This window comes from Pseudomonas khavaziana (assembly GCF_036704165.1).
GTDB lineage: Bacteria > Pseudomonadota > Gammaproteobacteria > Pseudomonadales > Pseudomonadaceae > Aquipseudomonas > Aquipseudomonas khavaziana.
This window is the reverse complement of record NZ_CP129946.1, coordinates 2240871-2264917: the sequence shown is the minus strand read 5'-3', so window position 1 is coordinate 2264917 and position 24047 is coordinate 2240871. Positions and strand designations below refer to the sequence as shown.

Annotated in this window: 19 protein-coding genes, 4 tRNA genes and 1 pseudogene; 10 read left to right on the top strand and 14 right to left on the bottom strand. The window is 60.2% G+C overall.

Translation table 11 applies throughout. The features are described from left to right. Positions 1–105 precede the first annotated feature (105 nt). On the bottom strand, positions 106–1677 hold the full coding sequence (locus tag QYQ93_RS10140) for an alkaline phosphatase D family protein (RefSeq protein WP_338476844.1): 1572 nt from the start codon (positions 1675–1677) through the stop codon (positions 106–108). Continuing rightward, positions 1674–2228 carry a GNAT family protein gene (locus QYQ93_RS10135; protein WP_338476843.1) on the bottom strand — a complete coding sequence of 185 codons (555 nt, stop codon included), beginning with the start codon at positions 2226–2228 and terminating at the stop codon, positions 1674–1676. The genes QYQ93_RS10140 and QYQ93_RS10135 overlap by 4 nt, the downstream gene beginning before the upstream one ends. Before the next feature lie 190 nt (positions 2229–2418). Here QYQ93_RS10135 and QYQ93_RS10130 point away from each other — a divergent pair, with 190 nt between their 5' ends. From QYQ93_RS10130 to QYQ93_RS10105, 6 genes are all read left to right on the top strand, one after another. Continuing rightward, a complete protein-coding gene (locus QYQ93_RS10130) occupies positions 2419–2826 on the top strand; it encodes an ExbD/TolR family protein (protein WP_043051349.1) in 408 nt (135 codons plus the stop codon). Between the two features lie 2 nt (positions 2827–2828). After that, the gene (locus QYQ93_RS10125) at positions 2829–3566 is read left to right on the top strand and encodes an energy transducer TonB (protein WP_338476841.1); all 738 of its coding nucleotides are present in this window, start codon (positions 2829–2831) and stop codon (positions 3564–3566) included. Between the two features lie 23 nt (positions 3567–3589). Beyond that, positions 3590–5875, top strand: a complete 2286-nt coding sequence (locus QYQ93_RS10120; protein WP_043051351.1) for a TonB-dependent receptor — start codon at positions 3590–3592, stop codon at positions 5873–5875. Positions 5876–5899: 24 nt separating this feature from the next. Beyond that, entirely contained in the window at positions 5900–6547 is a 648-nt protein-coding gene (locus QYQ93_RS10115; RefSeq protein ID WP_043051352.1) for a MotA/TolQ/ExbB proton channel family protein, read from the top strand. Between the two features lie 56 nt (positions 6548–6603). Then, positions 6604–7821, top strand: coding sequence for a phospholipase D-like domain-containing protein (locus tag QYQ93_RS10110; protein ID WP_338476840.1), 1218 nt, complete (start codon positions 6604–6606; stop codon positions 7819–7821). Between the two features lie 95 nt (positions 7822–7916). Further along, positions 7917–9656 carry a dipeptidase gene (locus QYQ93_RS10105; RefSeq protein ID WP_338476839.1) on the top strand — a complete coding sequence of 580 codons (1740 nt, stop codon included), beginning with the start codon at positions 7917–7919 and terminating at the stop codon, positions 9654–9656. 33 nt (positions 9657–9689) lie between these two features. Here QYQ93_RS10105 and QYQ93_RS10100 read toward each other — a convergent pair whose 3' ends face one another. Beyond that, positions 9690–11351 carry a M24 family metallopeptidase gene (locus QYQ93_RS10100; protein ID WP_338476837.1) on the bottom strand — a complete coding sequence of 554 codons (1662 nt, stop codon included), beginning with the start codon at positions 11349–11351 and terminating at the stop codon, positions 9690–9692. Positions 11352–11428: 77 nt separating this feature from the next. Between QYQ93_RS10100 and QYQ93_RS10095 the strand changes: the two genes are divergently transcribed. Further along, positions 11429–12919, top strand: a complete 1491-nt coding sequence (locus tag QYQ93_RS10095) for a PLP-dependent aminotransferase family protein (protein ID WP_338476836.1) — start codon at positions 11429–11431, stop codon at positions 12917–12919. A 6-nt stretch (positions 12920–12925) separates the two neighbouring features. On the opposite strand, the gene gltS is transcribed toward QYQ93_RS10095, so the two are convergent. The 3 genes from gltS to QYQ93_RS10080 all read right to left on the bottom strand — a co-directional run bounded on the left by gltS (position 12926) and on the right by QYQ93_RS10080 (position 15744). Next, positions 12926–14137 (bottom strand): sodium/glutamate symporter, encoded by a 1212-nt coding sequence (gene gltS / locus QYQ93_RS10090; RefSeq protein WP_338476835.1) that lies wholly within the window; start codon positions 14135–14137, stop codon positions 12926–12928. Positions 14138–14297: 160 nt separating this feature from the next. Next, complete coding sequence (locus QYQ93_RS10085; RefSeq protein ID WP_043051358.1) at positions 14298–14585, bottom strand: hypothetical protein; 288 nt, start codon at positions 14583–14585, stop codon at positions 14298–14300. A gap of 55 nt (positions 14586–14640) precedes the next feature. After that, positions 14641–15744 carry a polyamine ABC transporter substrate-binding protein gene (locus QYQ93_RS10080; protein ID WP_338476834.1) on the bottom strand — a complete coding sequence of 368 codons (1104 nt, stop codon included), beginning with the start codon at positions 15742–15744 and terminating at the stop codon, positions 14641–14643. Between the two features lie 137 nt (positions 15745–15881). Between QYQ93_RS10080 and QYQ93_RS10075 the strand changes: the two genes are divergently transcribed. Then, positions 15882–16673 (top strand): helix-turn-helix transcriptional regulator, encoded by a 792-nt coding sequence (locus tag QYQ93_RS10075; RefSeq protein WP_043051360.1) that lies wholly within the window; start codon positions 15882–15884, stop codon positions 16671–16673. A gap of 79 nt (positions 16674–16752) precedes the next feature. On the opposite strand, the gene QYQ93_RS10070 is transcribed toward QYQ93_RS10075, so the two are convergent. From QYQ93_RS10070 to QYQ93_RS10055, 4 genes are all read right to left on the bottom strand, one after another. After that, positions 16753–16828 (bottom strand) — tRNA-Gly (locus QYQ93_RS10070). Between the two features lie 3 nt (positions 16829–16831). After that, positions 16832–16907 (bottom strand) — tRNA-Glu (locus tag QYQ93_RS10065). A gap of 105 nt (positions 16908–17012) precedes the next feature. Then, a tRNA-Gly gene (locus tag QYQ93_RS10060) sits at positions 17013–17088 on the bottom strand. A gap of 3 nt (positions 17089–17091) precedes the next feature. Beyond that, a tRNA-Glu gene (locus QYQ93_RS10055) sits at positions 17092–17167 on the bottom strand. Between the two features lie 358 nt (positions 17168–17525). Here QYQ93_RS10055 and QYQ93_RS10050 point away from each other — a divergent pair. Both QYQ93_RS10050 and QYQ93_RS10045 read left to right on the top strand, forming a co-directional pair. Further along, positions 17526–18296 carry a hypothetical protein gene (locus QYQ93_RS10050; protein ID WP_043051776.1) on the top strand — a complete coding sequence of 257 codons (771 nt, stop codon included), beginning with the start codon at positions 17526–17528 and terminating at the stop codon, positions 18294–18296. A gap of 278 nt (positions 18297–18574) precedes the next feature. Continuing rightward, positions 18575–19387, top strand: coding sequence for an alpha/beta fold hydrolase (locus QYQ93_RS10045; RefSeq protein WP_043051777.1), 813 nt, complete (start codon positions 18575–18577; stop codon positions 19385–19387). Between the two features lie 36 nt (positions 19388–19423). Here QYQ93_RS10045 and QYQ93_RS28540 read toward each other — a convergent pair whose 3' ends face one another. The 4 genes and pseudogenes from QYQ93_RS28540 to QYQ93_RS10030 all read right to left on the bottom strand — a co-directional run bounded on the left by QYQ93_RS28540 (position 19424) and on the right by QYQ93_RS10030 (position 23879). Continuing rightward, complete coding sequence (locus QYQ93_RS28540; RefSeq protein WP_422394055.1) at positions 19424–20287, bottom strand: methyl-accepting chemotaxis protein; 864 nt, start codon at positions 20285–20287, stop codon at positions 19424–19426. Continuing rightward, positions 20285–20482: pseudogene (locus QYQ93_RS28535) on the bottom strand (HAMP domain-containing protein); the annotation flags it as partial. The pseudogene QYQ93_RS28535 and the gene QYQ93_RS28540, both read right to left, overlap by 3 nt. Before the next feature lie 1022 nt (positions 20483–21504). Continuing rightward, a complete protein-coding gene (locus tag QYQ93_RS10035) occupies positions 21505–22917 on the bottom strand; it encodes a PLP-dependent aminotransferase family protein (RefSeq protein ID WP_043051779.1) in 1413 nt (470 codons plus the stop codon). A gap of 200 nt (positions 22918–23117) precedes the next feature. Further along, positions 23118–23879 carry an SDR family oxidoreductase gene (locus QYQ93_RS10030; protein WP_338476832.1) on the bottom strand — a complete coding sequence of 254 codons (762 nt, stop codon included), beginning with the start codon at positions 23877–23879 and terminating at the stop codon, positions 23118–23120. Positions 23880–24047: the final 168 nt, after the last annotated feature.

The following is a 24047-nucleotide window of genomic DNA, read 5'->3' as shown; positions in this document are numbered from 1 at the left end:
ACCCGAATACTGTAGGAGCGAGCTTGCTCGCGAAGAACGTTAACGATTACGCGGGGTACCTGATTCCCAACGGTGCCCTCAGGTTTCTCGCGAGCAAGCTCGCTCCTACAAAGCCACGCTCGGCTGGCCTGAATCATTGACAAACGACTTCAACGTCGACACCGTCGCCGCTGGGTCACGCGGGTCACTGATCGCTCTAAAGTTCGTCAGCATCCGCTGGGCCGTCAACTCCACCGACACGTACCCGCGCTGGCGGCTGTCGAAAAACTTCACATGGGGGTTGAGCGGCATGATCTTCATAAAGGCGTCATAGGGTGGCCCGTCTGACGTCACCGACGAGCCGACAAACTCGGTGGCGACCACCGCCGAGTCCGGATTGTCGGCTTTTGCATGCAGGTCCGTGGCCCAGAACGAATGTATGTCACCGCCCCAGAACACCGGATTGCTCAACCGATGGCGGGTGATGGACGCCAGCATCCGCGAACGGTTGGCCATGTAGCCATCCCAGCCATCGGTCCAGCGCCCTGGCTTGTGGTTGGTGAGATCACGCTGGATCAGCGGCGCCACCAGCAGGTCCTGGGCGATCACGTTCCACTGCGCCTTCGACTGGGCAAACCCCTGGTCCAGCCAAGCTTCTTGCTGCCAGCCAAGCAACGTGCGGGCAGGGTCACGCAAGTCACGGCATGGGCTGGTCTGAATGTGCCCTTGGCGACTGCCATTGGCCTGGATACAGGGTTGCCCGGAACGGTATTGACGGCCGTCGAGCACATGGAAACGGGCGAGCCGGCCATAGTCCAGGCGCCGGTAGATGCGCATGTCCGCGCCTTTCGGCACGCTGCTGGTGCGCAGGGGCATGTGTTCGTAGTACGCCTGGTAAGCCGCCGCCCGTTGCTGCAGAAACTGCGCCATGCCCACCTTCGGGTCCTGGGACCAACGGTTGGCATAGTCGTTCTGCACTTCGTGGTCGTCCCAGGTCGCCACACTGGGCGCGGCAGCGTGCAGGGCCTGCAGGTCCGGGTCGGTCTTGTACAGCGCGTAGCGGTTGCGGTAGTCACTCAGGGTCTGCGCATTGCCGCTGCCATGGGAGCGACAAACCTTGCCGGAATCCGCCGCGTAGGAACTGTCGTAGATATAGTCGCCGAGGAAAAACACCAAGTCGGGCTGCTCGGCAGCCAGGTGGCGGTAGGCGCTGAAATAACCGCGTTCCCAGTGCGAGCAGGACACAAACCCCAGCCGGGCCGAGGCCATGGCATGCAGTGCAGGTGTGGTGCGCGCCTGGCCCACCGGGCTCTGCGCGCCCAGCCCTTCAAATTGGTACCAGTACGGCCTGCCCGCCTCCAACCCTGCCACTTCGATGTGCACCGAATGGCCAAAACGCTCGGTCGCCGTGACCTCGCCTCGCTTCACGATCTGCGTCATCGCCGCATCAGTGGCGACGTGCCAACGTACCGGCACTGGACGACTCAACCCGCCGCGCCCATCCACAGCGTTGAAAAAAGGCGCCAGGCGCGTCCAGATCACAAAACCATCCGGCAACGGATCGCCGGACGCCACGCCGAGGGTGAACGGGTAATCCACCCCGGCACTGCGCGCAAACGGGCTGAGGATGGAAAACGCCGTAGCGACCGCCAGCCCGCTGAGTACTCGACGCCGGTCGTGGTCCACGACACCGCTCATAGCCGTTGCTCCCAATCGCCACGCACGATGGCAAACCCGAGCAGGTCCTCGTACACACCATTTTTCAGAAATGCCTGGCGCATGCAGCCTTCATAACGCAGGCCGATTTTCTCCATGACTCGCGCAGATTCCTTGTTGCGGCCAAAACACTGGCTGCCTACGCGCTGCAACCCCAGTTCAGCGAAGCCGAAGTGCATCACCGCGCTCGCGGCTTCGGCGGCATACCCCTGGTTACGGCGGTGCGCCGCCACCCAGCCACCCAAGTGCCCGTAGTGATGACGAGCGCTCAGACGCAGGCTGACCATGCCAATCAATTCGCCAGAGTCACGCAGATGCATCCCCAGGTTCAGACACTCACTGGCGCGGTATTTTTCGCCGACTCCGGCAATAAACGCCTGCGCTGTTTCCAGGGTATAGGGCGATGGAATATTGGCCGTGTTGTCGGCAATTTTCGGCCCATTGGCCAGCGCGAAAAGCACCTCGGCCTGGTGCGCTTCCAAGGCGCGCAATTGTAGGCGCGGGGTGGACAAATGAGGCAACGCAGTGGGCATACGGGGCGGCTCCCGAGATAAATTCCTCGAGAATGTACCCGCCGCGTGTCAGTTTCATTACGTCGCAAAAGTGACCGGTAAGTTTTCTGAAAGATGCGTCCTAGAGCCTTTAAACCGTCAATTAAAGTTAACCGTTCGGTCATTTTTGCCTGTTAGCGTCTTGCCCCTAATTCACTGACGGGGTAACGGAATGAGAACCTGGGACGAACCCAAGAAACGCAAGGCGCACATCGAGCTGATCCCGATGATCGACGTGATGATGTTCCTGCTGGTGTTTTTCGTACTAGTGAGCCTGAACGTGATTCCCGCGCTCGGCATGAAGACGCAATTGCCCAGCGCCAGCAGTTCACAGCAGCTCAAACCGCAAAACAAATTCATCCTCACCCTGGGCCTGGGAGGCCAGTTGCAACTCGACGGCAAGGACCTGACGGTGGATGCCTTGGTGCCGGCGTTGAAGGCCGCCGAAAAGCCCGATAGCAAGTCGACGATCATCGTCAACAGTGACAAAGGCGTGGAAGTCTCGCGCCTGGTGGAAGTGATGGACACCCTGCGCCTGGGTGGCTTCACTTCCGTGTCCATCGCTACGCGTAAGTCCTGATCATGTACGTGCTGTTTCGTGCGCGTCAGCTGCTGGGGAGTGTCCCGGCCGTGATCGCCCTGGTGCTGATTGCACTGGGTATCCAATCCCAGACCTTGAAGGTCGAGCCGGTTTATGACGAGTCGGCGGTCGAGTTGGCATTGGTCGAACCGGAGCCGGAAGTCGTCCCGGAACCGGTGGTGGAGCAAGAGCCGCCACCGCCGGTGATCGAAGATGAAGAGGCCGAGCCGGCGCCACCGCCACCGCCCCCCAAGCCGCTGCCCAAACCCGAACCCAAGCCCAAGCCCAAGCCAAAACCGCTGCCCAAGCCGGTGGTTGCCAAGGCCGCGCCAACGCCTGCGCCGGTGGCCGCAGCCAAACCCGTTGCGCCCGTGGCGGCCCCGACAGCACCTGTGGCGCCGCCGGCCCCGCCTGCGCCACCGAAAGTCGATGGCCAGGCCCTGGAAGGCGGTTACCTCAAAGGCTTGCGCAACGAACTGGACACCTACAAGCAGTACCCCACCGGGCGCCAGGCGTCCCTCGAACGCCCGAGTGGCGAGGTGGTGGTGTGGTTGCTGGTAGATCGCCAGGGTCGCGTTCTCGACTCCGGCGTACAAAGCCCGGCCTCAAGCATGCTGCTCAACCGGGCCGCCACCAACAGCTTGCGGCGTATCAAGCAAGTCAAGCCGTTCCCCGAGCAAGCCTTCGGGGGGCGCAACGAGCAACGCTTCACCGCCACCTTCAACTACAGCGTGCAATAAGCACCCGACCCAGGACGACAGTGATGAAGTTCACCCGTATTCATCTGGCACTCGTTGCCGCGACCAGCATGACCCAGGGAATGGTCATGGCAGAGACCAGCGACAGTGACGTCGGCACCATTGGCGTACAAGGCAAGGCGACCGCAGGGGGCGGTTATATGGTCCCTGAGGAGAGCATCAAGGGCCGCTCCACGGTAACCAAGGAAGCCCTGGACAAGCAGGCCGCGACGGGCAACGCCATCGACAAGCTCAAGTACACCCCGGGCTTGAACATCTCCAGTGAAGACAATACCGGTCTCTCGGGTTTTCGCTTCAGCATGCGCGGGATGAACTCCGACCAGGTGGGTATGTCGGTGGACGGCATGCCGATCAACGACTCCGGCAACTATGCGCTGTACTCCAACCTGCTGGGCGACCCGGAGAATATCGACCAGATCTTCGTCACCCAGGGTGCAGCGGAAGCCGACGGCCCGCACATCGGTTCCAGCGGCGGCAACATCGGCATCGTGACCATTCGCCCGACCAAGGAAACCGGCGCCTTCGTCAAGCAAGTCGTCGGCAGCAACGCCACGCGCAAGACCTTCGCCCGCCTCAATACCGGCGAGATCAACGGCCTGAGCAATTGGCTGTCGGTGTCCCATACCGAAGGGCAGATGTGGCGTGGCTCGGGCGCGGTGCGTGCAGACAAGGTGGAGTGGAACAGCTTCTTCGACGCCGGCAACGGCAACACCGCCAACCTGATCCTCAAGTACCACGAGCAGGACAATAACAGTTACAGCCAGCTGACCAAGGCGCAATTCCAGCAGAACGGCCGCAAGTACGATCCCTACCCGGCGACGCCGAGCGTAGGCAGCAACGGCAAGTACAACAGCTACTACGCCCTGGCGCAGAACCCGTTCCAGACCTTTACCGCCGTGCTCAACACCCAGTTCAAACTGGCCGACAACCTGGCCCTGTCGGTGATCCCGTATTACTACTGGGGCAACGGCAGCGGCGTCGGCGCGTCCGCCTATGCGCTCAACCGCGGCTCGAACCAGGGCGGTGTGTTCGACCTCGGCAACCTGCCCACCGCCGCGCAATACAACGCCGATGGCACGCCGAACAGCGGCGTGTACTACCGCCCTTCGCGCACCCAGACCTGGCGTCCGGGCATCACCACCAAGCTGACCTGGGACCTGGGCGACCACAGCCTGCAGTTCGGCTACTGGTACGAGCGCGCACGCCAGAGCCAGACCCAGCCGTTCATTCCACTCAAGAGCAATGGCAAGCCGGTCGATACCTGGCCCGACTCCAACAGTGCCATCGTCGATGCCAATGGCAACCAGATCCAGGGGCGCGACCGCTTCACTGTCACCCCGGCGCAAAAAGTCTGGGCCCAGGACACCTGGTACATCAACCCGGACTGGACCTTCATCGCCGGCCTTGCGTACATGAACGTCGAGCGTGACGGCACCAACCACGGCAGCCTCACCGAGCAGCCGGAGAAACGTAACCAGACCTATAACAAACTGCTGCCCAACGTCGGTCTCAAATATCAGCTGGACGAGCGTGACCAACTGTTCTACAGCCTCTCGCGCAACATGCGCGTACCGCAGAACTACGCCCTCTACGACAAGGGCGCCGACTCCATCAACCTCGAGCCGGAAACCAGCTGGAACCACGAGTTGGGCTGGCGCTACAGCGGCGACGACATGAGCCTGGCCGCCACCCTGTTCTACATGGACTTCAAGAACCGCCAGGTGTCGTCCAAAGACATCAACGGCGATGCTGCCGACATCAACGTCGGTGCGGTCACCAACAAAGGGTTGGAGCTGGAATGGAGCGGCCAGTTGCCTCACCACTTCAACTACTACACCTCCTACACCTACACCAAGGCCGAGCAGCAAGACGACATGACCGTCTACAACGCCGGCAAAGCCATCGTCTTGCCCACCAGCGGCAAGCAGTTCGCCAACGTGCCCAAGAACATGTTGGCGGCCAACATCGGTTATGACGACGGGCGCTTCTACGGCACCTTCGGCGGCAAGTACACCAGCAAGCTCTACGGCGACCTGACCAACGACGAAGCGATTTCCGGACGTACCGTATTCAACCTCGGCGCCGGTATCTACCTGCCGGTGGACAAGAAGGTGGTCAAGGACGCAACCCTGCGCCTGAACGTCGACAACCTGTTCGACAAGAAATACCTGGACGGCGTGTACACCACCAAGACCAACGCGGCCAGCTACAGCGGCTTCCGCGATGGCGACCCGGCGTACATCGTCGGCCTGGACCGCACCGTAACGGTTTCGCTGGAAGCGAATTTCTAAGACTGACCCAAGAGGAACACCATCATGGATATGAACCTGCTCCACGACGTCACCTTCTATGTGATGTATGCGGCGATGGCCATCGCGATCTTCATCGCCATCGAACGCGGTATCTACTTCGCCTATGTGCGTCGCCAGGCCCGCGCCCTCACCGACGCCCTGGGCCCCCAGGTGCACAGCGAACGCGAGTTGCCGGACAGCCTGACCCGCCGCCACAGCCTGCCGCTGAACATGGTGTTGCCGGTGCTGGCGCAGAAGGCGTCCAATGGCTCGCGCAAAGACCTCGACGACGAAATCGAAACCCAATACCTGAAGACCCGCGCCCCCTTGGCCCGCAGCCTGTGGATCATCGAGACCATCACCACTGCTGCCCCGCTGCTCGGCTTGCTGGGTACCATTCTGGGCATCATCGACACCTTCAAGGCATTGGCGACGGCGGGGGTTTCCGACCCAGGGCAGATATCCGGTGGTATCGGTACGGCCTTGTTCGCCACCGGCCTGGGCATCGCCATCGCGCTGTTCTGCGTGGTGTTCCACAACTTCTTCCAGGATAGCCTGGAACGCATCAACGACCAGTTGAAGATCCTGCTGATCCGCGCAGCCAGCGGCGCCCGCGAGCAGGCCGAAGCACCACACCGCGTGCCGACCCCGCTTCACAGCCGCACGGCATGATCCGCCGGGCGGGCGCGTCATGCACCCGCCCCTTCTTTTTGTCCGATGAGACGCTTATGTCCCTTTCGATGAAGTTGCGTATTGCAATCCTCGCCGGCTTGCTCCTCAGTCCGCTGGCCCAGGCGGACTTTTCCATTCCAGGGTTTGAATTGGTGCATACCGTGCCGGTGGACACCACCCTGGACACTGGCGACCTGCGCCAGACCGGCGCGGTATGGATCGAGTTGTTCGACGGCGCGAAAAGCCGCATTGATATCGGCCAGTTCTACGCCGCCGATCATCCCGGCTCGGTGATGGACAAGGTCATCGAACACCTTGAGGCTGCCGGCAGGCGCGGTGTGAAAATCCGTTTCCTGCTGGAAGAAAAAGGCATCAAGTTATCGGAAGCCGCCACCCTGGAACGCCTGCGTGCGATTCCCAACCTGACCTTCCGTGTGCTGCCCTACGGACAACTGAGCGGCGGCATCATCCACGCCAAATACCTTGTGGTGGATGGCAAGCAGGCCTTCATCGGTAGCCAGAATTTCGACTGGCGCTCCCTGGAACATATTCACGAAACCGGGCTGCGGATCACGGACGAGACGGTGGTGGGCCAGGTCCAGGCGATCTTCGATCAGGACTGGCAAGCCCAGGCCGCCCTCGCCGACAAGCAACCGGTGCCGCTGCCAACTACCGGCCAGCAACCTACACGTGTCGGCAATTACCTGGTGGCCAGCCCGCAACGCTACAACCCGCCCGGCGTAGGCGACTCACAGCTGGAACTGCCACGCCTGCTGGGCGAAGCAAAAAAACAAGTCCGCGTGCAATTGCTCGACTATGCGCCGCTGTCCTACGGCCCGGATCGGACCCGGCCGTACTACGCGGTGATCGACAACGCCGTGCGCGCCGCAGCTGCCCGCGGGGTGTCGATCAAACTGATGGTGTCCAACTGGAACACCGACAAGCTGGAATTGCCCTACCTCAAGAGCCTGGCAGTGCTGCCCAACGTCGAGATCAAGATCGTCACGCTGCCCGAGGCCAAGCAAGGCTTTATCCCCTACGCGCGGGTGATCCACAGCAAGACCATGGAGATCGACGGGCAAGTGGCGTGGATCGGCACCAGCAACTGGTTGGGTGGTTACCTGGATAACTCGCGCAACCTGGAGGTGGTGATGCGCAGTGAAGCAATGGCCAGGCGTGTGGGGCAATTGCATGAACAGTTGTGGGACGGGCCCTACGCTAGAGCCTTGAACGTGACTGATGAGTACCCCGCGCCCCATCCTGGCCAGCATTGACCTGGGGCACCTGAGTAATGGTAGTGTGTGAAAATGTTTCTGTCTTATCCGTCAGAAACGCCCTACTCACTACCTGCAAAGGAATGCCTCTCACCATGCACTTCCCCCTGAAAAAACTGGTGGTTGCCACCCTGTTCGCTACCAGCCTTGTGGCGGTCACCACCCCTGCGCTCGCCAACATCAGCGCCGAACAAAGCGCGGCCATCCTGAAGAGCTTCAGCGACACGTCGGTCACCGATTTCCGCGGTTTCCTCGGCACCCTGGCCAAGGGCGACCTGGGCAAGAGCAGTGACGTCGGCCCGGCTATCAGCACCTTTCTCGACAACAAGCCCCTGAACGCCGGGCAGCAGAATGAAATCAACCGCCTGCTAGGCATCTACACCCGGGCGAAGTACGGCAAGGCGGCCCTGGAAACCCTGCGCGAACTGGTGGAGATCCCGACGTTCAATGTAGACGGTCTGCCACAGTACAAAAACCCGGAATTCCTCAAGATCGCCGACAAGATCCAGGCCCTGGCCAAGTCCTTCAACCTGAACTTCCGTAACGTCGATAACCGTGTGTACGAAATTTCCCTGGAAGGCAGCGGCGATGAAGTCGTCGGTGTACATGCCCACGCCGATGTGGTGCCGGTGACCCCGGAGAATTGGGTACTGCAAGACGGCACCAAGCTCGACCCGTTCAAGGTCACGCTGATCGGCGACCGCATGTATGGCCGTGGCACCGAGGATGACAAGAACGGCATCGTCGTGACGATGTACGCCATGAAGGTGATCAAGGAAGAAAAGTTGCCACTGGCGCGCACGTTCAAGCTGCTGGTGGACACCACCGAGGAAACCTCCGGTGACGCCATTCCTTACTATTTCGAACGCAATCCCGTGCCGCAATACAACCTGGCGCTGGATGGCGGCTACCCGGTAGTGATCGCCGAAAAAGGCTCGGGCACCGTCATGGCCACCTTCCCGGTGCGCAAGGGCGAAGGCCAAGGCGCAGAAATCATTGCGATGACTGGCGGCAAGGCCACCAACCAGATTCCTTCGGCCTCGGTTGCCACGCTGGTCAGCGATAAACCCGCTGAGTTGGCCGCCAGCCTGCAACAGGCCGGGGCTGACTATGCGAAACGAAATGGCGGCAATTTCAAGGTGACCGCCCAGGTCGACGGCAAGGACGTCAAACTCACCGTCACTGGCGTGTCTGCCCACTCTTCCGAACCTGAATCCGGGATCAACCCGGTGGCACGCATGCTGGAGTTGATCCACAGCCTGGACGGCAAGATTGCCCTCAAGCACAACCACATCACCGACGCCGCCCAGTATGCGGCGGACAACTGGGGCCTGGACTACCTGGGCGGCAAATTGGGCGTGGGCTTTGCCGATGACTTCATGGGGCCGCTGACCACCTCGCCGACCTTTGTCGGCCTGGATGACAAAGCCTTCAAGCTGGCGGTCAACCTGCGTGCGCCGAAGGGCAAATCGCCAGAAAAACTCAAAGCCGAAATCGCCGAGAAGTTGAGCGCCTGGGACAAACGCACCCAGGTCAAGGTGGACTTTACCTACTCGCTGGATACGCCGATGTACCGCAACCCTGAAGGTGAATGGGTCAAGGCCTTGCTGGCGGTCGCCACGGAAAACCTCGGCATGGCGCACAAGTTTGGCACCTCGGCCGGCGCGACCTCCGTGCATGACCTGCCCAATGGCGTGCAATTCGGCCTGGCGCGACCTGAAGAGAAGTACACCGGGCACACCGACGGTGAGTTCAAGACCGTCGAGCAGTTTTTGCTGGACCTGCAGATTGTCACTGAAATGATCGGCCGAGTTGGCCAACTGCCCAAGCTCTGAGCGCAATGGGAGCCCGCCGCAATGGCGGGCTCGTCAGGCTTGCAGCATCAGCATATCCTCAAAAAAACCACCAACCGGCTCCGTGGGATGGCACAGCTGGATTTCCAGCACCCAGGCCATCTCACTCGGTGGGATTTCCAGCTCCGCCAGCACCTTGCTTTCGAACAGCGCATGGGGAAAATCCGCAAGGCGGTGCCCTGCGAGGTTGCGCGCCAGCCTCCAGCCCTTGGACTCGGCGCTCTGCTCGGCGAAGTCATAAAGTTCACGTCCGGTCAGCCCGCGTAGCCAGGCTTCACGGGTTTCATTAAATACTTCATGCAGGGCTTTTGTACAGGCCAGGTGCAACGGCCAATCACCGAACACAAAGGTGTCGCCATAGTCGCCTTCGTAGCCATCCCACACCGGGCCCAGGTCAACCACGGCGATGTCCGTGGCGCGCAGCCTGCGTTGACGGTCAATGCCTTCACGGGGTGGGCGCACCGTGTCGGCGCCAAAGCGAATGTAGGTTGGATGCCAGGTGTGGGACGCGCCCATGGCGTGCAGTTGCTCGGCAGCCATATCGAGGGCTTCGCCGGTGGTCATACCCACCTTCAGTTGGCTGGCGATCGCCGCCAGGGCGCGGATGGACTGCTCGCGTGCGGCGAGCATGCCGTCCAGCGAGTAACGTGGGCCGACTTTTTCCCAGACTGGGTCCAAAGGTTTGGAGAGCGTTCCCGCACTCGAGCGGCCACTGGGCACAAAGGCTTCCGCGACAAACCGGTGGCTGGGCAGGCCCGCTTCAAGACAATCCGCACGTGTCTGGCTGATCATCGCGCCGTTACCGCAGGCATAGACCTGGGCAGCCTGCCAGTGATGCCCATGACTCAGCGCAACTTCCTGCACCCGGCCCTCTGAGGCCAGTACCGGATGCCAGTGAAAACGCGGGTGGTCCATGACCATCCTGTCCAAAAACAAACGATCATAAAAATCTGCCGGCTGCGCACCGCCCCAGTACAACGTCACCTCCACATCGCGTTTCAAGGCGGTCAGCAGAATCGGCTTGATGCCTGCGTAACCCGTGCCCGTGGCGAACAGCACGACCGGCGCAGCGTCATCGTCCTGCCAGGTGCAGGCACCAAAAGGCCCTTCCAGTTGCAACAGGTCGCCGGCTTCAAGGGCGCCCAGGAAGGTCTCGGAAAACAGCCCGCCGCTCACCTGACGAATCTGGAACACCAGGCGCCCATCGCTTTCGGCCGGCAGGTTGGCGATCGAGAAACAACGCGAATCACCGTCGACCAGGCGGAACTTGACGTACTGTCCCGCTCGCACCGCCAGCGGCATATCCGGCATCAGGATCAACTCGATGACATCCGGACTGAGCGTGCGCTTGCCCAGCACCGTTGCCTCGACCACGAGCGCGGGCGTGTCCAGCGACCAGCCTGGAATTTCCAGGCGCATGTCGGAGCAGGCATGGCTTTGGCACAGCAGCATTTCATTGGCGGCCAGCGGATAGGACGGTGCCGGGGCTCCCGGGTCCAGAGGCTTAGCACGGTACGCACCGTCGGCCACTACCACCTTGCACGACCCGCACGCGCCACGCCGGCACGAAAACGGCACGGTCAAGCCGCTGGCAAGCATTGCATCCAGCAACAGTTCATCACCGGCTTCAAAGGTTTTCCCCGAGGGGGCGAGTTCGATGACATGGCGTGTGCTCATAAGGACCTCGAGGTAAGTGAGACCTGATTGTTGCGCTAGACTAGGCCCATTAGAACCTCCAGTTTTGGATAATTCAGATGGTCCAGATGCGTAAATGGCGCCCCCTGCTCAAACTCGATGAAGACACCCACCAGGCGTCCTATCGCAAGATTGCCGAGGGCCTGGTCACTGCCATCCTCGAAGGCCGCCTGGCGCCTGGGACGTTGCTGCCGGGCACGCGGGAGATGGCGCAGTTGCTCAACGTCAACCGCAAGACCGTGATCCTGGCCTACGAAGAGGCCATGACCAAAGGCTGGCTGATCAGCGAGCCGCGCCGTGGCACCTTCGTCAATGCGCAATTGACGCCCAAGCCCATGCCCAGTGCTGCGCAACCGTCCTTCGCGCCGCCGCTGCTGGAGCAGCCGGTGGTGCCGTATTTCACCCACAACGCCCAAGTGGTCGCTCTCCAGCATCGACATGGCGCGCTGTTTTTCGACAATGGCACCAGCGATCACCGCTTGCTGCCCCAGGCCGTCTTGCATCGCTACTATCGCCATGCATTGCGCAACAGCTTTGCCTCCAACACCTTGCGCTACGGCAGTGAGGGCACCGGCTACCATTTGCGCTGCGCCCTGGCCGACATGCTGCGAAATAATCGTGGGCTGACGGTGAATGCCGAGAATATCTGCCTGACCCAGGGCACCCAGATGTCCCTGTACCTGAGCGCAAGCCTGCTGCTCAAGCCCGGCGACGTGGTGCTGGTGGAGCGTTTGAGTTACCCGCCGGCGTGGGAGATTTTCCGAAAACTCGGCGCGCAGCTGGTCACGGTCGACATCGATGATGAAGGTTGCCGCACCGACCAGATAGACCGTTTATGCCGCGAGCATGACGTGCGCATGATCTACCTCACGCCCCACCATCAGTTCCCCACTACCGTGAGCTTGCATGCAGCACGCCGGCAACACCTGCTGGCACTGGCTGCGCAACATGGTTTTTGCGTGATAGAGGAAGACTACGATCACGAATACCATTTCAGCGGCCGCCCCTACCTGCCGCTGGCCAGTGACCGCGCCCAGCGCCATGTGATCTACATCGGTTCGTTATCCAAGGTGCTGGGCTCAACGTTTCGTTGCAGCTACATCGTGGCGCCCACCCAGGTGATTGAGGTTTTGCAGCGCAATGCCGCCTTGATGGTGGGCGATGCCGATGGGGTGGCGCAGGCCATGCTGGCGGACTTGATCAATGACGGTGAGTTGAAAAAACACCTGCGCCGCGTCTCGAAAGAATACCTGGCGCGCCGAACTGTGCTGCGCGATTGCCTGGACCAGGCATTCGGCGATCGCATCCAGGTGCGCGAGCCTGAGGGCGGGCTGGCGCTCTGGGTACGATTGGAGGAAGGAATAGACGTGGATCGCTTGGTAACCACCGCCCTGGACCATGGGCTGGTGGTGCGCAGCGGTCGTCAGTTTTCACCCAACGACCGCCCGGAAAATGCGCTGCGCCTGGGCTTTGCATCCCTGGACCGGGATGAAATCGCGCAAGCCACCCAGCGCTTGGCCCAGGCGATGAAAGCGATGGGCATGGGGTGAAGCGACTTACCCGGCGGCTCCGAGAAACGGCAGTGCCAAGTACAGCTTGATCACCACGGCATTGGTGATATCGATGAAGAATGCCCCGACCATCGGCACCACCAGGAACGCAATATGCGACGGCCCGAAGCGCTGGGTCACGGCCTGCATATTGGCAATCGCCGTGGGTGTGGCGCCAAGCCCGAATCCGCAATGACCGGCCGCCAATACCGCCGCGTCGTAGTTACGGCCCATTACCCGGAACGTCACGAAAATCGCAAACAACGCCATCAACAGCGCCTGCGCAGCCAACAGGATAACAATCGGCAAGGCCAGTGCCGCCAGGTCCCAGAGCTTGAGCGACATCAGCGCGATCGCCAGGAACAACGACAAACTGACATTGCCCAGTACCGACACTTCGCGATCAAACACCTGATGCCAGCCGAGGATCGACAGCCCATTGCGCAGCACCACACCGACGAACAATACGCAGACGAAGGTCGGTAATTCGAAGGCGCTGCCTTGGATGGCACTATTGAGCAAAGTGCCGGCCTTCAGGCTGATCGCCACCAGCGCCAGGGTCTCGATAAACGAAAACGCCGTGATCAGGCGCTCCTGATTGGGCTGTTCGAACCCCTTGGGCAAGAGCGGCTGCGGTTGCCCGACGCCTGGCACTTCGACTCGCTTGATCAGCAAGCGCGCCACGGGGCCGCCAATCAGCCCACCGAGTACCAGGCCAAACGTCGCCGAGGCAATTGCCAACTCAGATGCGGAAGCCACGCCATATTGCTCACTGAACACCGCGCCCCAGGCCGCGCCAGTGCCATGTCCGCCAGATAATGTCACCGAGCCAGCCAGCAAGCCCATCAGCGGGTCCAGGCCAAGCGCCGTGGCCAATGCGATACCCATGGCGTTTTGCAACACCAGCAGCGCGGTTACCACCAGCAGGAATATGGCCACTATGCGCCCGCCCTTCTTCAGGCTGGCGAAGTCTGCGTTAAGGCCGATAGTGGCGAAAAACGCCAACATCAAGGGAGTTTGCAAAGAGGGGTCGAAGCGTACCTCGATATCAGCCAGGCCGCGCAAGGCCAGGAGTAGCAGGGCGACCAACAAACCACCGGCGACCGGTTCGGGAATATTGTAGGTGCGCAAGAAGCCGATCCGCGCCACCATCCATCGCCCCAGCAATAGCACCAGCGAAGCGGCCACCAGGGTTGAATAAAAATCGAGTTGAAGCATCTGGGCAGTTCTCTGAAGTGAACAAGGAGAATGGGCGGCCAGAGTAAAGATCACGACAAAGAAACGCATCTCCCCCACAAAAAGTACAGACTATCCCTACATGCTTTACAAGAACGCCCTACGATCAAGGTGTGCTTTTCCATTAGAAAGGGCCCATGAGCTATCTGCGGTGCCGTCGCAACAAGGGCCAGCTGGAGGCTAGGGCTCCGGGCTCATAGTCACGCCCCTCGACCCGCACCAGATCGGGGAACTCAAGCAACAAGGCGCGGTTGCCCCTGCCAATGTGCTCCATCACTGCCAGGGTAATGTTCTCGCGCACCATGCCCGTCGAGACGTAATACATGGCCCAGGCTTGTTCGGGCGTACAAAGGCCGATCTGCTCTTCAATCTCTTTGTATGCCTTATAGTCGTCCGACTCCAGATAGCCCTGATCAACACCTTGGCGCATGCTGTATCCCTCCCCCGGCCCCCGCCCTGTGGTCAGCCGGCCAATAGTTCTACCCTCACGTACCACTCTTGACCTTGGTCCACACACGGGTGCGGATGCGCTCGGCCTTCAGCGGCAGGGGCTCGAGCGGAACCAACGTTGCCATGGTCTTTTTATCGGGATAAATCCACGGGTTATCCCGCAGCTTCTGCTCGACAAACTGCGTGGCATCTTTATTGGCGTTGGGATAGAGCATGTAGTTGGATGTCTTGGCGATCACCTGTGGCCGCAACATGTAATTGATAAATTCCAGGGCGGCCTTGGGGTGCCGGGCATCCTTGAGCAGCACCCAGTTTTCAGACCAGACCAATGCCCCTTCCCGGGGCAGGCTGTAGGCAATCTTGCGTCCGCTGTTGGACTTTTCATTGATCGCCTGCGCCGCCAGGGCACCGTTGGCCCAGCCTACGACGGCACAGATATTGCCGTCGGCCAGGTCGGTGTCGATGCGAGAGGAGTCGAAATAGAGGACGTAGGGGCGGATTTTCAACAACAGGGCCTGGGCCTTCTGATAATCCTCGGGGTTGGTGCTGTTGCTGGGCAGACCGAGGTAGTGCAAGGCAATCGAAATGATCTCGCTGGGCGAGTCAAGCATGGCCACGCCACATGCCTTGAGCTTGCTGATGTTCTCTTCCTTGAAGATCAGGTCCCAGCTGTTCACGGGGGCATCTTCACCCAGTGCCGCCTTGACCTTATCCACGTCGTAGCCAATGCCGGTGGTACCCCATACGTAGGGTACGGCGTAGCGATTACCGGGATCATTGACCGCCAGCAGAGCGAGGATATCGGGATCGATGTGCGACAGATTGCTCAATTGCGAGCGATCCAGCGGCTGCAATACGCCGGCCTTGATCAGCCCGGGCAGCACATTGGAGGTGGCCACCACCAGGTCATACCCGGTGCGTCCGGCCATCACCTTGCTCTGCATGATTTCTGCGCTGTCGAAGGCGTCCATGTGCAACTTGATGCCGGTTTCCTGCTGGAATTCCCTCGGGGTCTGCGGCTCAAGAAACCCGAACCAATTATACAGATACAACGAAGATTGGGCGGCGCCTGCCGGTGTACTGATTGCGGCTCCCAGCAGCGAGGCTAAAAAAATAGCTCGCAAGTGTGATCGACTCATATGACTATCCCTGTCCACCCGACATGCCTTCATGGCTATCGTTAGTTCGGGGTGAATATACCGGGCATGGTTGAATAGTAAATACCTAGAAATACTTAGCCATGGCCTGCCAACTCCTAACCCTAAAGGGGTAGAACATGTCGCTTGACCTTCATAGCCTGGCTTGGCATCGATCCGTTGGGAAACTGATCATGCAGCTCAATCGGCCAGAATTCTGGAGCTCATTGATTCGTGTATTGAATGAATACGTGCAGATAGACAATTGGGTTGTATTGGTTTTCGGCGATCACTCTGTGCGTGTGATCAGCCTGCCTGAGGTAGCTGACAGCGAAGAGGTTGACGCCTTTATTCATCGATATGTGAAAGGTCTTTATCTACTCGACCCGTTTTATATCGCTGATCGAGAAAACCCGCAGAGCGGCTTCTTCCATCTGCTCGATATTGCGCCAGAACACTTTCTTGAGACCGAGTACTACCATCAGTATTTTGCGCAATTCATCTCGGTCGATGAGGCGCAATACAACGTACGCCTCGATGCCGACCGAACCTTGTGCATGTCGTTTGGCAGCAACGTGCGGTTCACACAGGCGCAAGTTACCATGCTCGACATGATCAAGCCGTGGGTGACGGCGATGATGCACCAACGCATGTGTTTTGAAATCGACCAGGAAAAGAACATTGCCGAGCCAGCGCCATGGGCTGAAGCCATAGCCCAGTTGGAGGCCCAGATAACCGCTCGCGAAAAAGATGTACTCAGGTTGCTGCTCAGCGGCTTTTCCAACAAGGAGATCGCCGGGAAGCTGTCGCTGTCGACGGAAACCATCAAAGTCCACCGCCGCAACATCTATAGCAAGTTGAATATAAAGTCGCAGTCCGAGCTGTTTGCGCGGTTTTTTATGCCAAGACAGGAGGCGCCTGCGGCCACTTGAGTGCTGGCAGTGCGCGGGTGAGGTAAATTCAGCACACACAAAAACGCCGATCATTACTGATCGGCGTTTTCGTTGAATATGGAGCGGGAAACGAGACTCGAACTCGCGACCCCGACCTTGGCAAGGTCGTGCTCTACCAACTGAGCTATTCCCGCAAATGGCGTCCCCTAGGGGACTCGAACCCCTGTTACCGCCGTGAAAGGGCGGTGTCCTAGGCCACTAGACGAAGGGGACACGCTACTGAAACACATGGTGTGTATTTCAGTGCCCAGAGGCCTCATCCGAAGACTTGGTCCTGGTTTCACTCAATGCCGCCCGAGGGCAACACTGCTTAAAAATTGGAGCGGGAAACGAGACTCGAACTCGCGACCCCGACCTTGGCAAGGTCGTGCTCTACCAACTGAGCTATTCCCGCATATGGCGTCCCCTAGGGGACTCGAACCCCTGTTACCGCCGTGAAAGGGCGGTGTCCTAGGCCACTAGACGAAGGGGACACACGTACAACATTCACTCCCTACCGCGTTTCGCTGTGTGCTTTACGCTGTAAGTGGCGCGCATTCTATGGATGGATTGAAAGGTCGTCAACCCCCAAGGATAAATTTATTTAAATCAATGACTTCGCCACCCTTTACAGACCTTCCCGGGCTTTGTCGGCGCCCGAGCCTTGGCGCCTATATTCCGGCGCCCGCCAAGACGTTATAGTTCACCCGGGCAAATGATGGCAATGTGCATCCATGCAGGGCACGCCTACCTATATAGAAGAAAGTACCTGGGCAATTGGTCGATCAATCCTATCCGCCGGCTGACCCAGTCACTACACTCCACAGCAAACCCTATAAAGAGGTCACACCGGTGACACCACTCATGATCACCCTGCTGGTAATAGCCGGGATCGCAATACTGATCGCCATTGGCTACATGAACCACGTGGTGGAAAATAACAAGCTGGAAAAGAAGCGCACTGAGATCGAGCTTAATGATCGGTTGCGTCGCTGCGGTGAAATCACCGAGACCTTTCCCGGCCAACTGATGACCCCGGCACTCAAACTGTTGCTGACGCGCCTGGAGCTGAACGTTATCCAGCGCCTGTTGAACCTCAACAAATCCAGCGCGCCATTCAAGGCACGTATCGCCGAGCTGAATGCGCTGATCGCCCAGGGCGAATCTATTCCAGTAGCGAACCCACCGGCACCGATCCAGACCGAAGCCAAGGCCAAGGACGTACGCTTTTTACTGGAAGCCTTGCACGGCCAAGTCACCCGTGCAGCCCAGGACGGTTTCCTGCCAACCAACGAAGCCAAGCACTGGATCAAGGAAATCCGTCATATCCTGGTGCTGCTGCACATTGAGTTCTTCAACAACCTCGGCCAGCATGCCCTGCAGCAAGGCCAACCGGGCCAGGCGCGCCTGGCGTTCGAGCGTGGTGTGCAGTACTTGCGCAAACAACCGGAGCCGGTGCTCTACAGCGCGCAGTTGCAGCTGCTGGAATCACAACTGGCACGCGCCAACTCCACGGTACTGACCAACAGCCAGCCCGCCGAGAACGAAGTCAACGAGTTGACCGAGGGGTTGAAGGTGGTCGACGCCGATGCCGAGTGGAAGAAGAAAGCTATCTACGACTGACAGCCCAGGTAATAACGTGGAGCAAAGGCGATTTACCTGGTGTAAGACGATCCAAATGTGGGGCTTGCTCCCGATATAAGTGGTCCAGTCAACAGATGCATCGACTGACACCCAGCTATCGGGAGCAAGTCAAATCGTCGCACCGCCCTCCTACATTTGGATCGCGGGGCATCAGTTGGGGAGCGCCCTCACTCCACAGGCCATCACTTTGCACCTATCCCCCCGCCCACAACTAGCGTAAAAAAGTGCCCCTCACTCCGTGAAGTTAGAGGCCTGTTATGCCTGTTGCCGTGATTGATGGACAACCGCTGCATTATCTCGACCAGGGCACCGGCCCGGTCGTGCTGTTGGGTTCGAGCTACCTGTGGGCCAGCGACATGTGGGCGCCGCAGATTGAAGCGCTGTCGCAGCAATACCGGGTGATCGTTCCCGAGCTGTGGGGCCATGGTCAGTCGGGCACGCTGCCGACGCAAACCGGGTCCCTGGATGATCTGGCCCGCCAGGCCCTGGCGCTGCTCGACCAACTGAACATTGAGCAGATCAACCTGGTGGGCCTGTCGGTCGGTGGCATGTGGGGCGCACGCCTGGCGTTGCAGGCTTGCGAGCGCGTCAACAGCGTGGTGCTGATGGACACCTACCTCGGCGCCGAACCCGAAGCGACGCGCCAGTACTATTTCTCGCTGTTCAAGATGATTGAAGACGCCGGCGTGATCCCTGAACCGTTGCTGGATGTGATCGCACCGATCTTCTTCCGCCCGGGCATAGACCGCGAATCGGCGCTGTACCAGGATTTTCGCAAGTCCCTGCAAAGCTATTCCAAGGAGCAACTGCTGGAAAGCATCGTGCCCCTGGGACGCTTGATCTTCAGTCGCGAAGACATCCTGGCGCAACTGCCACGCCTGGATTCCGACACCACCCTGGTGATGTGCGGGGAGCAGGACAAACCCCGGCCGCCCGCCGAGTCCGAGGAAATGGCCGACCTGATCGGCTGCGACCTGATCCTGATCCCCGAGGCCGGGCATATCTCCAGCCGCGAGAACCCGGAATTCGTCAATGAAGCCCTACTGACCTTCCTCGCCACCCACGCCTGATCGCCCTGCCTATTGATCGCAGTGCCATTGCTGCGATCAAAGGCGGAAATGCCCCACCATGCCCTTGAGCTCTACCCCCAACTGCGCCAGCTGCAGGCTCGATGCGGCATTGCCCTGCATGCTCAACGCTGAATGATCGGCACTGGCTCGGATACTGGTGACGCTACGGTTGATCTCTTCGGCCACCGAGCTTTGCTCCTCCGCGGCGGCGGCAATCTGTTGGTTCATCTGCTGGATCAGTGACACGGCGGCGGCAATGCTGCCCAGCGCACTTTCGGTTTCCAGGGCATCACCGACCGCCTGCTTCACCAGTTCGCCACTGTGCTGGATCTGTTGCACCGACGCCTGCGCCGCACTGCGCAAGGTGCTGACCAGCCGCTCGATTTCCTCAGTCGATTGCTGGGTGCGCTTGGCCAGTGCCCGCACCTCATCGGCCACCACGGCAAAGCCACGACCCTGCTCACCGGCACGCGCCGCTTCAATGGCAGCGTTCAGGGCCAGCAGGTTGGTCTGTTCAGCCACGCTGTTGATGACGCTCAAGACAGTACCGATATTCTGGATCTCTGCACTGAGGCCCTCGATGCTGGCGCTGGCGCTGCTGCTCGACGCCGCCAGTAATTCGATACGCTGCAAACTCAGGCGCACCACCTGCTGGCCACTGTCGACCTTGTCATCCGCCGTCTGCGCGGCTTGGGCGGCCTGCTCGGCGTTGCGCGCCACATCATGCACGGTGGCGGTCATCTGATTCATCGCGGTGGCGACCTGCTCGGTTTCCTCCTTCTGGCTGCTGACCTCAAGGTTGGTCTGCTCGGTGACACTGGACAGTGAATGCGCGGAATTGGCGAGTTGTTCGATACCGGCCTGCAACCCGCGCACGATCTGGCTCAAACCACTGCCCATCTGCTGCATCGCCTGCATCAGTTGGCCGATTTCATCACGGCGGCTGACCTCCATGCGCCCACTCAGGTCACCCGCGGCAATTTGCTGGGCCACCGCAATCACGCTGCGCAGCGGCGCCACGATCAGCCGGGTTATCACCCATGCCGCGATCAAACCCACCAGCAAAGCCAGAGCGGATGAGCCGATGATCAGCATTGCGCTGCGATGCAACTGCGCCTGCATCGACTGGTCTTCGGCGGCATACGCCTGGTTGACACGGCTGACCACGTGCTCGGCGCGGTCGCGCAGTTGCGTGTAGACGAGTTTTTCCTGGGCCAGCAGCCCGGTGTACTCGCCAAGTTTTTCACTGAACGCCGCGATGTGCCCGGCGACTTCGTTGAGGACGGTCTGGTAGCCAGGATCCTTCACGCTGACCTTGAGCTTCTCGACTTCGGCCAGCGCCTGGTCGGCCTGTTCGATCCTGCCCTGCCCGGCATCATCTGCGTCAGCCTTGCGGCTCTGGTCCAGGCGCACCCGTGCCTCGTTCATGGCTTGCAGCATCAAGCGCGACACCTGGCTGACCTGCCCCGCCTGTTCGATAAACTCGGTGCCCTCCTTGCCTTGGCTTTCCTTGAGACCATAGGCACCGTCGTCCGCCAGGCCGGCTTGCAACACGTCCAGGTTGTTCGCCACGCTGGACACTGACCAACTGGCCATTTCCAGCGCCAGGTCCTTGGTCTGGTTCAGTTCGACGAACTCATCGAACGCCTTGCGGTACGCCGCCAAGGCTTGCTCAACGTCAGCCATTACTTGCTCGTTGGCCGCAGACCCGGCCTTGAGACTGGCGGCCTGCGCCGCCAGCGCCTCAACACCTGCATGCAGGTCGTCAACGGCCTTGGAGTCGGCGTGCAGTGCGTAGTCCTGCTCGATCAAGCGCACCTTGAGCAAGCCGCTGTTGAGTGAAGACATGCTGGTGAGCCCGTCGAAACGCTGGCCGACGGTTTGCAGCGACCACACACCTATCGCCGCCACCAGCGCCGTGAGCAGGAGTACCAGGCTAAAGCCCAAACCCAGTTTTTTTGCCATGCCAAGGTTGGCGAAACGTCGTTGCACGCCCGAAATCATTGCCTTGAATCCTCTTGCGATGGCAAATGCCATAAGCCAGGTTTACAAGCAGTGAGATTGGCAACCCCCGAGTGCTTAGCACAAGCGGCTGGCGCCGGAATAATGGCAAAAAGCTACACGTGCGTCGTTTTCAGAATGGTCGAGGTCGATCTGGCTGGGCCCATGGCACGAAACAGCGCCAATGCGCGCTGATCGGCCGCATAGGCCACATTGATACGCAGCCACTCGCTGCGCTCGCCGGTCGGACTGAACAGCCCACCCGGCGACAGCAACACCCCCAGCCGCCGGGCGCACGCCTGCAAGCGTGCAGAGTCTGCCAAGCCAGGTCGCGCCCACAGGAACATGCCGCCAGCGGGGACGGCAAACACCTGCCACTCTTCATCTTCGAGCACCTGCAAGGTCGCGGCCATCTGCGCGTTCAGCCGCTTGCGCAGGCGCTGCACCCACTTGCGGTAAGTGCCGTTGCTCAGCAACGTTGCCAACATGGCTTCGGCAAAGCGTGAGGTACCAATCCCCGTCAGGGTCTTGAGGTGGGCCAATTGGGTAATGGTCGCGGCATTGGCACAGAGGTAGCCCACGCGCAAGGCACTGCTCAGGGTCTTGGAAAAACTCGAGACGTAGATTACCCGGTCATCGTGGGGCAACGCCGACAAACGCGTGCAACTGGCATGTTGCAGGTCGCCGTAGACGTCCTCCTCGATGATCAGGAAGTCCTGGTCCCGCGCCAGCTCCAGCAAACGCTCCGCGACCCTGCGGCACAGACTGGTGCCGGTGGGGTTGTGATAGAGGCTGCTGATAAACAGGCACTTGGGCCGATGGGTTTGCAGCAACACTTCCAACGCCGCGATATCCGGGCCGCCCCGGGTACGTGGCACCTCCAGTAGCCTGACCCCCTGAAAGGCCAATTGACGATAGAGGTTGCCGTAGCCTGGCGTCTCGATTACCACCTCATCACCGGCCTTGAGCAGCGTGCGTATCAGCAGATCCTGGGCATGACTGGCACCATGGGTGGTGAGGATACGGTCCAGGCTGGAGGGTACATGGATCTGAGTCAGGCGCTTGAGCAGTTGTTCGCGCAGCGCGGGCAGCCCCAGCGGCGTGCTGTAGTTGAACAGGCCTGCGGTGTCGGTACGGCTGACTTCGCGGATCGCATAGCTGATGTCATCGCTTTCACGCCAGGCGTCGGGCAACCAGCCGCACCCCAGTTTCAGCTCGCCCAAGGGGCTGTCGGTGAAGGCGCCCCAGCCCTGTTCCGCACCTTCGTACCAGTGGTTTTCGTCGGCAGCCGGCGGTTGCGCCACCACGTACCCCGAACCGTGCCGCGAGGCCAGCAGGCCGTGGGACACCAACCGTTCGAATGCCTCCATCACGCTGGACTGGCTCAACAGGTTGTCGAGGGCCAATTGCCGAATGGACGGCAAGCGTGTTCCGGGGCTTACCCCATTCTTGCGAATCCATTGCGCCACTGCGCTGACGATTTGCTGAACCACCGGTACCTGGGCTTGTCGATCGATCCCTAAATCCATGAGCCACTCACTTCAACTGTCTGTAAACCTAAAACAGTTAAGCACAGAAGCCGGTCAAAACTCGTCGCCAACATTTATTAAAGTATTGATTTTATTGAATTATTTACCTAGCGATACATATTCGGGCACGGCACTTTGCCAGCTCTGGAAACCCCTCACAGCAGGTCACTCACTTTTCGAATTGGACATGACGTGAAGTCCTAGATCGCCGTCGCACCGCCGTCCACCGCCAGCGCCTGGCCAGTGGTAAACGCCGCACCATCACAGCACAGGTACAGCACCGCGCTGGCGATTTCCTCGACCTTGCCAATGCGCCCGACCGGGTGCATTGCCGCAGCAAATTCGGCCTTGCGCGGGTCAGCCTCGTAGGCACGGCGAAACATGTCGGTATCAATGACTGCCGGGCAGACCGCGTTCACCCGGATGTTCTTTTTCGCGTACTCAATGGCTGCCGACTTGGTCAGGCCGATCACCGCATGCTTGGACGCGGCATAGATGCTCATCTTCGGCGCCGCCCCCAACCCCGCTACCGACGCCGTGTTGACGATGGCCCCACCGCCCTGGGCCAGCAGCAACGGCAACTGATACTTCATGCATAACCACACGCCCTTGACGTTAACCCCCATGATGGCGTCGAACTCGTCCAGGCTGCCGTCGGCCAGCTTGCCTTTCTCGATCTCAATCCCTGCGTTGTTAAAGGCATAGTCGAGTTGCCCGTAGGCAGCGACAGTCTGGGCCATCAGTTGCTGCACATCGGCTTCGAGCGTGACGTCGCAGCGCACAAACAGGGCTTCGCCTCCGGCCTCTCGGATCAGTGCGACGGTGCCCTCGCCGCCCGCCGCATCAAGGTCGGCGACCACCACCTTCAAGCCTTCGGCGGCAAATGCCAGCGCGGTGGCACGGCCAATACCAGCGGCGGCGCCAGTGACCAGGGCGACCTGGCCGGAAAACGTCATGCTCATGGGAAGCGTCCTATGGGGAGTAGCGGTGGAGCGAGTCTAGCCAACGCTGGGAGCAGCGCGTCAGCACTATCAGAAGGCCGGTTGGGGCAGCATGAATCGCAGTGATAACGTCAGCCGGGTGATTATCAGTGAGGCCTATCGATGGGCATTCGTCACCCACTGATAACC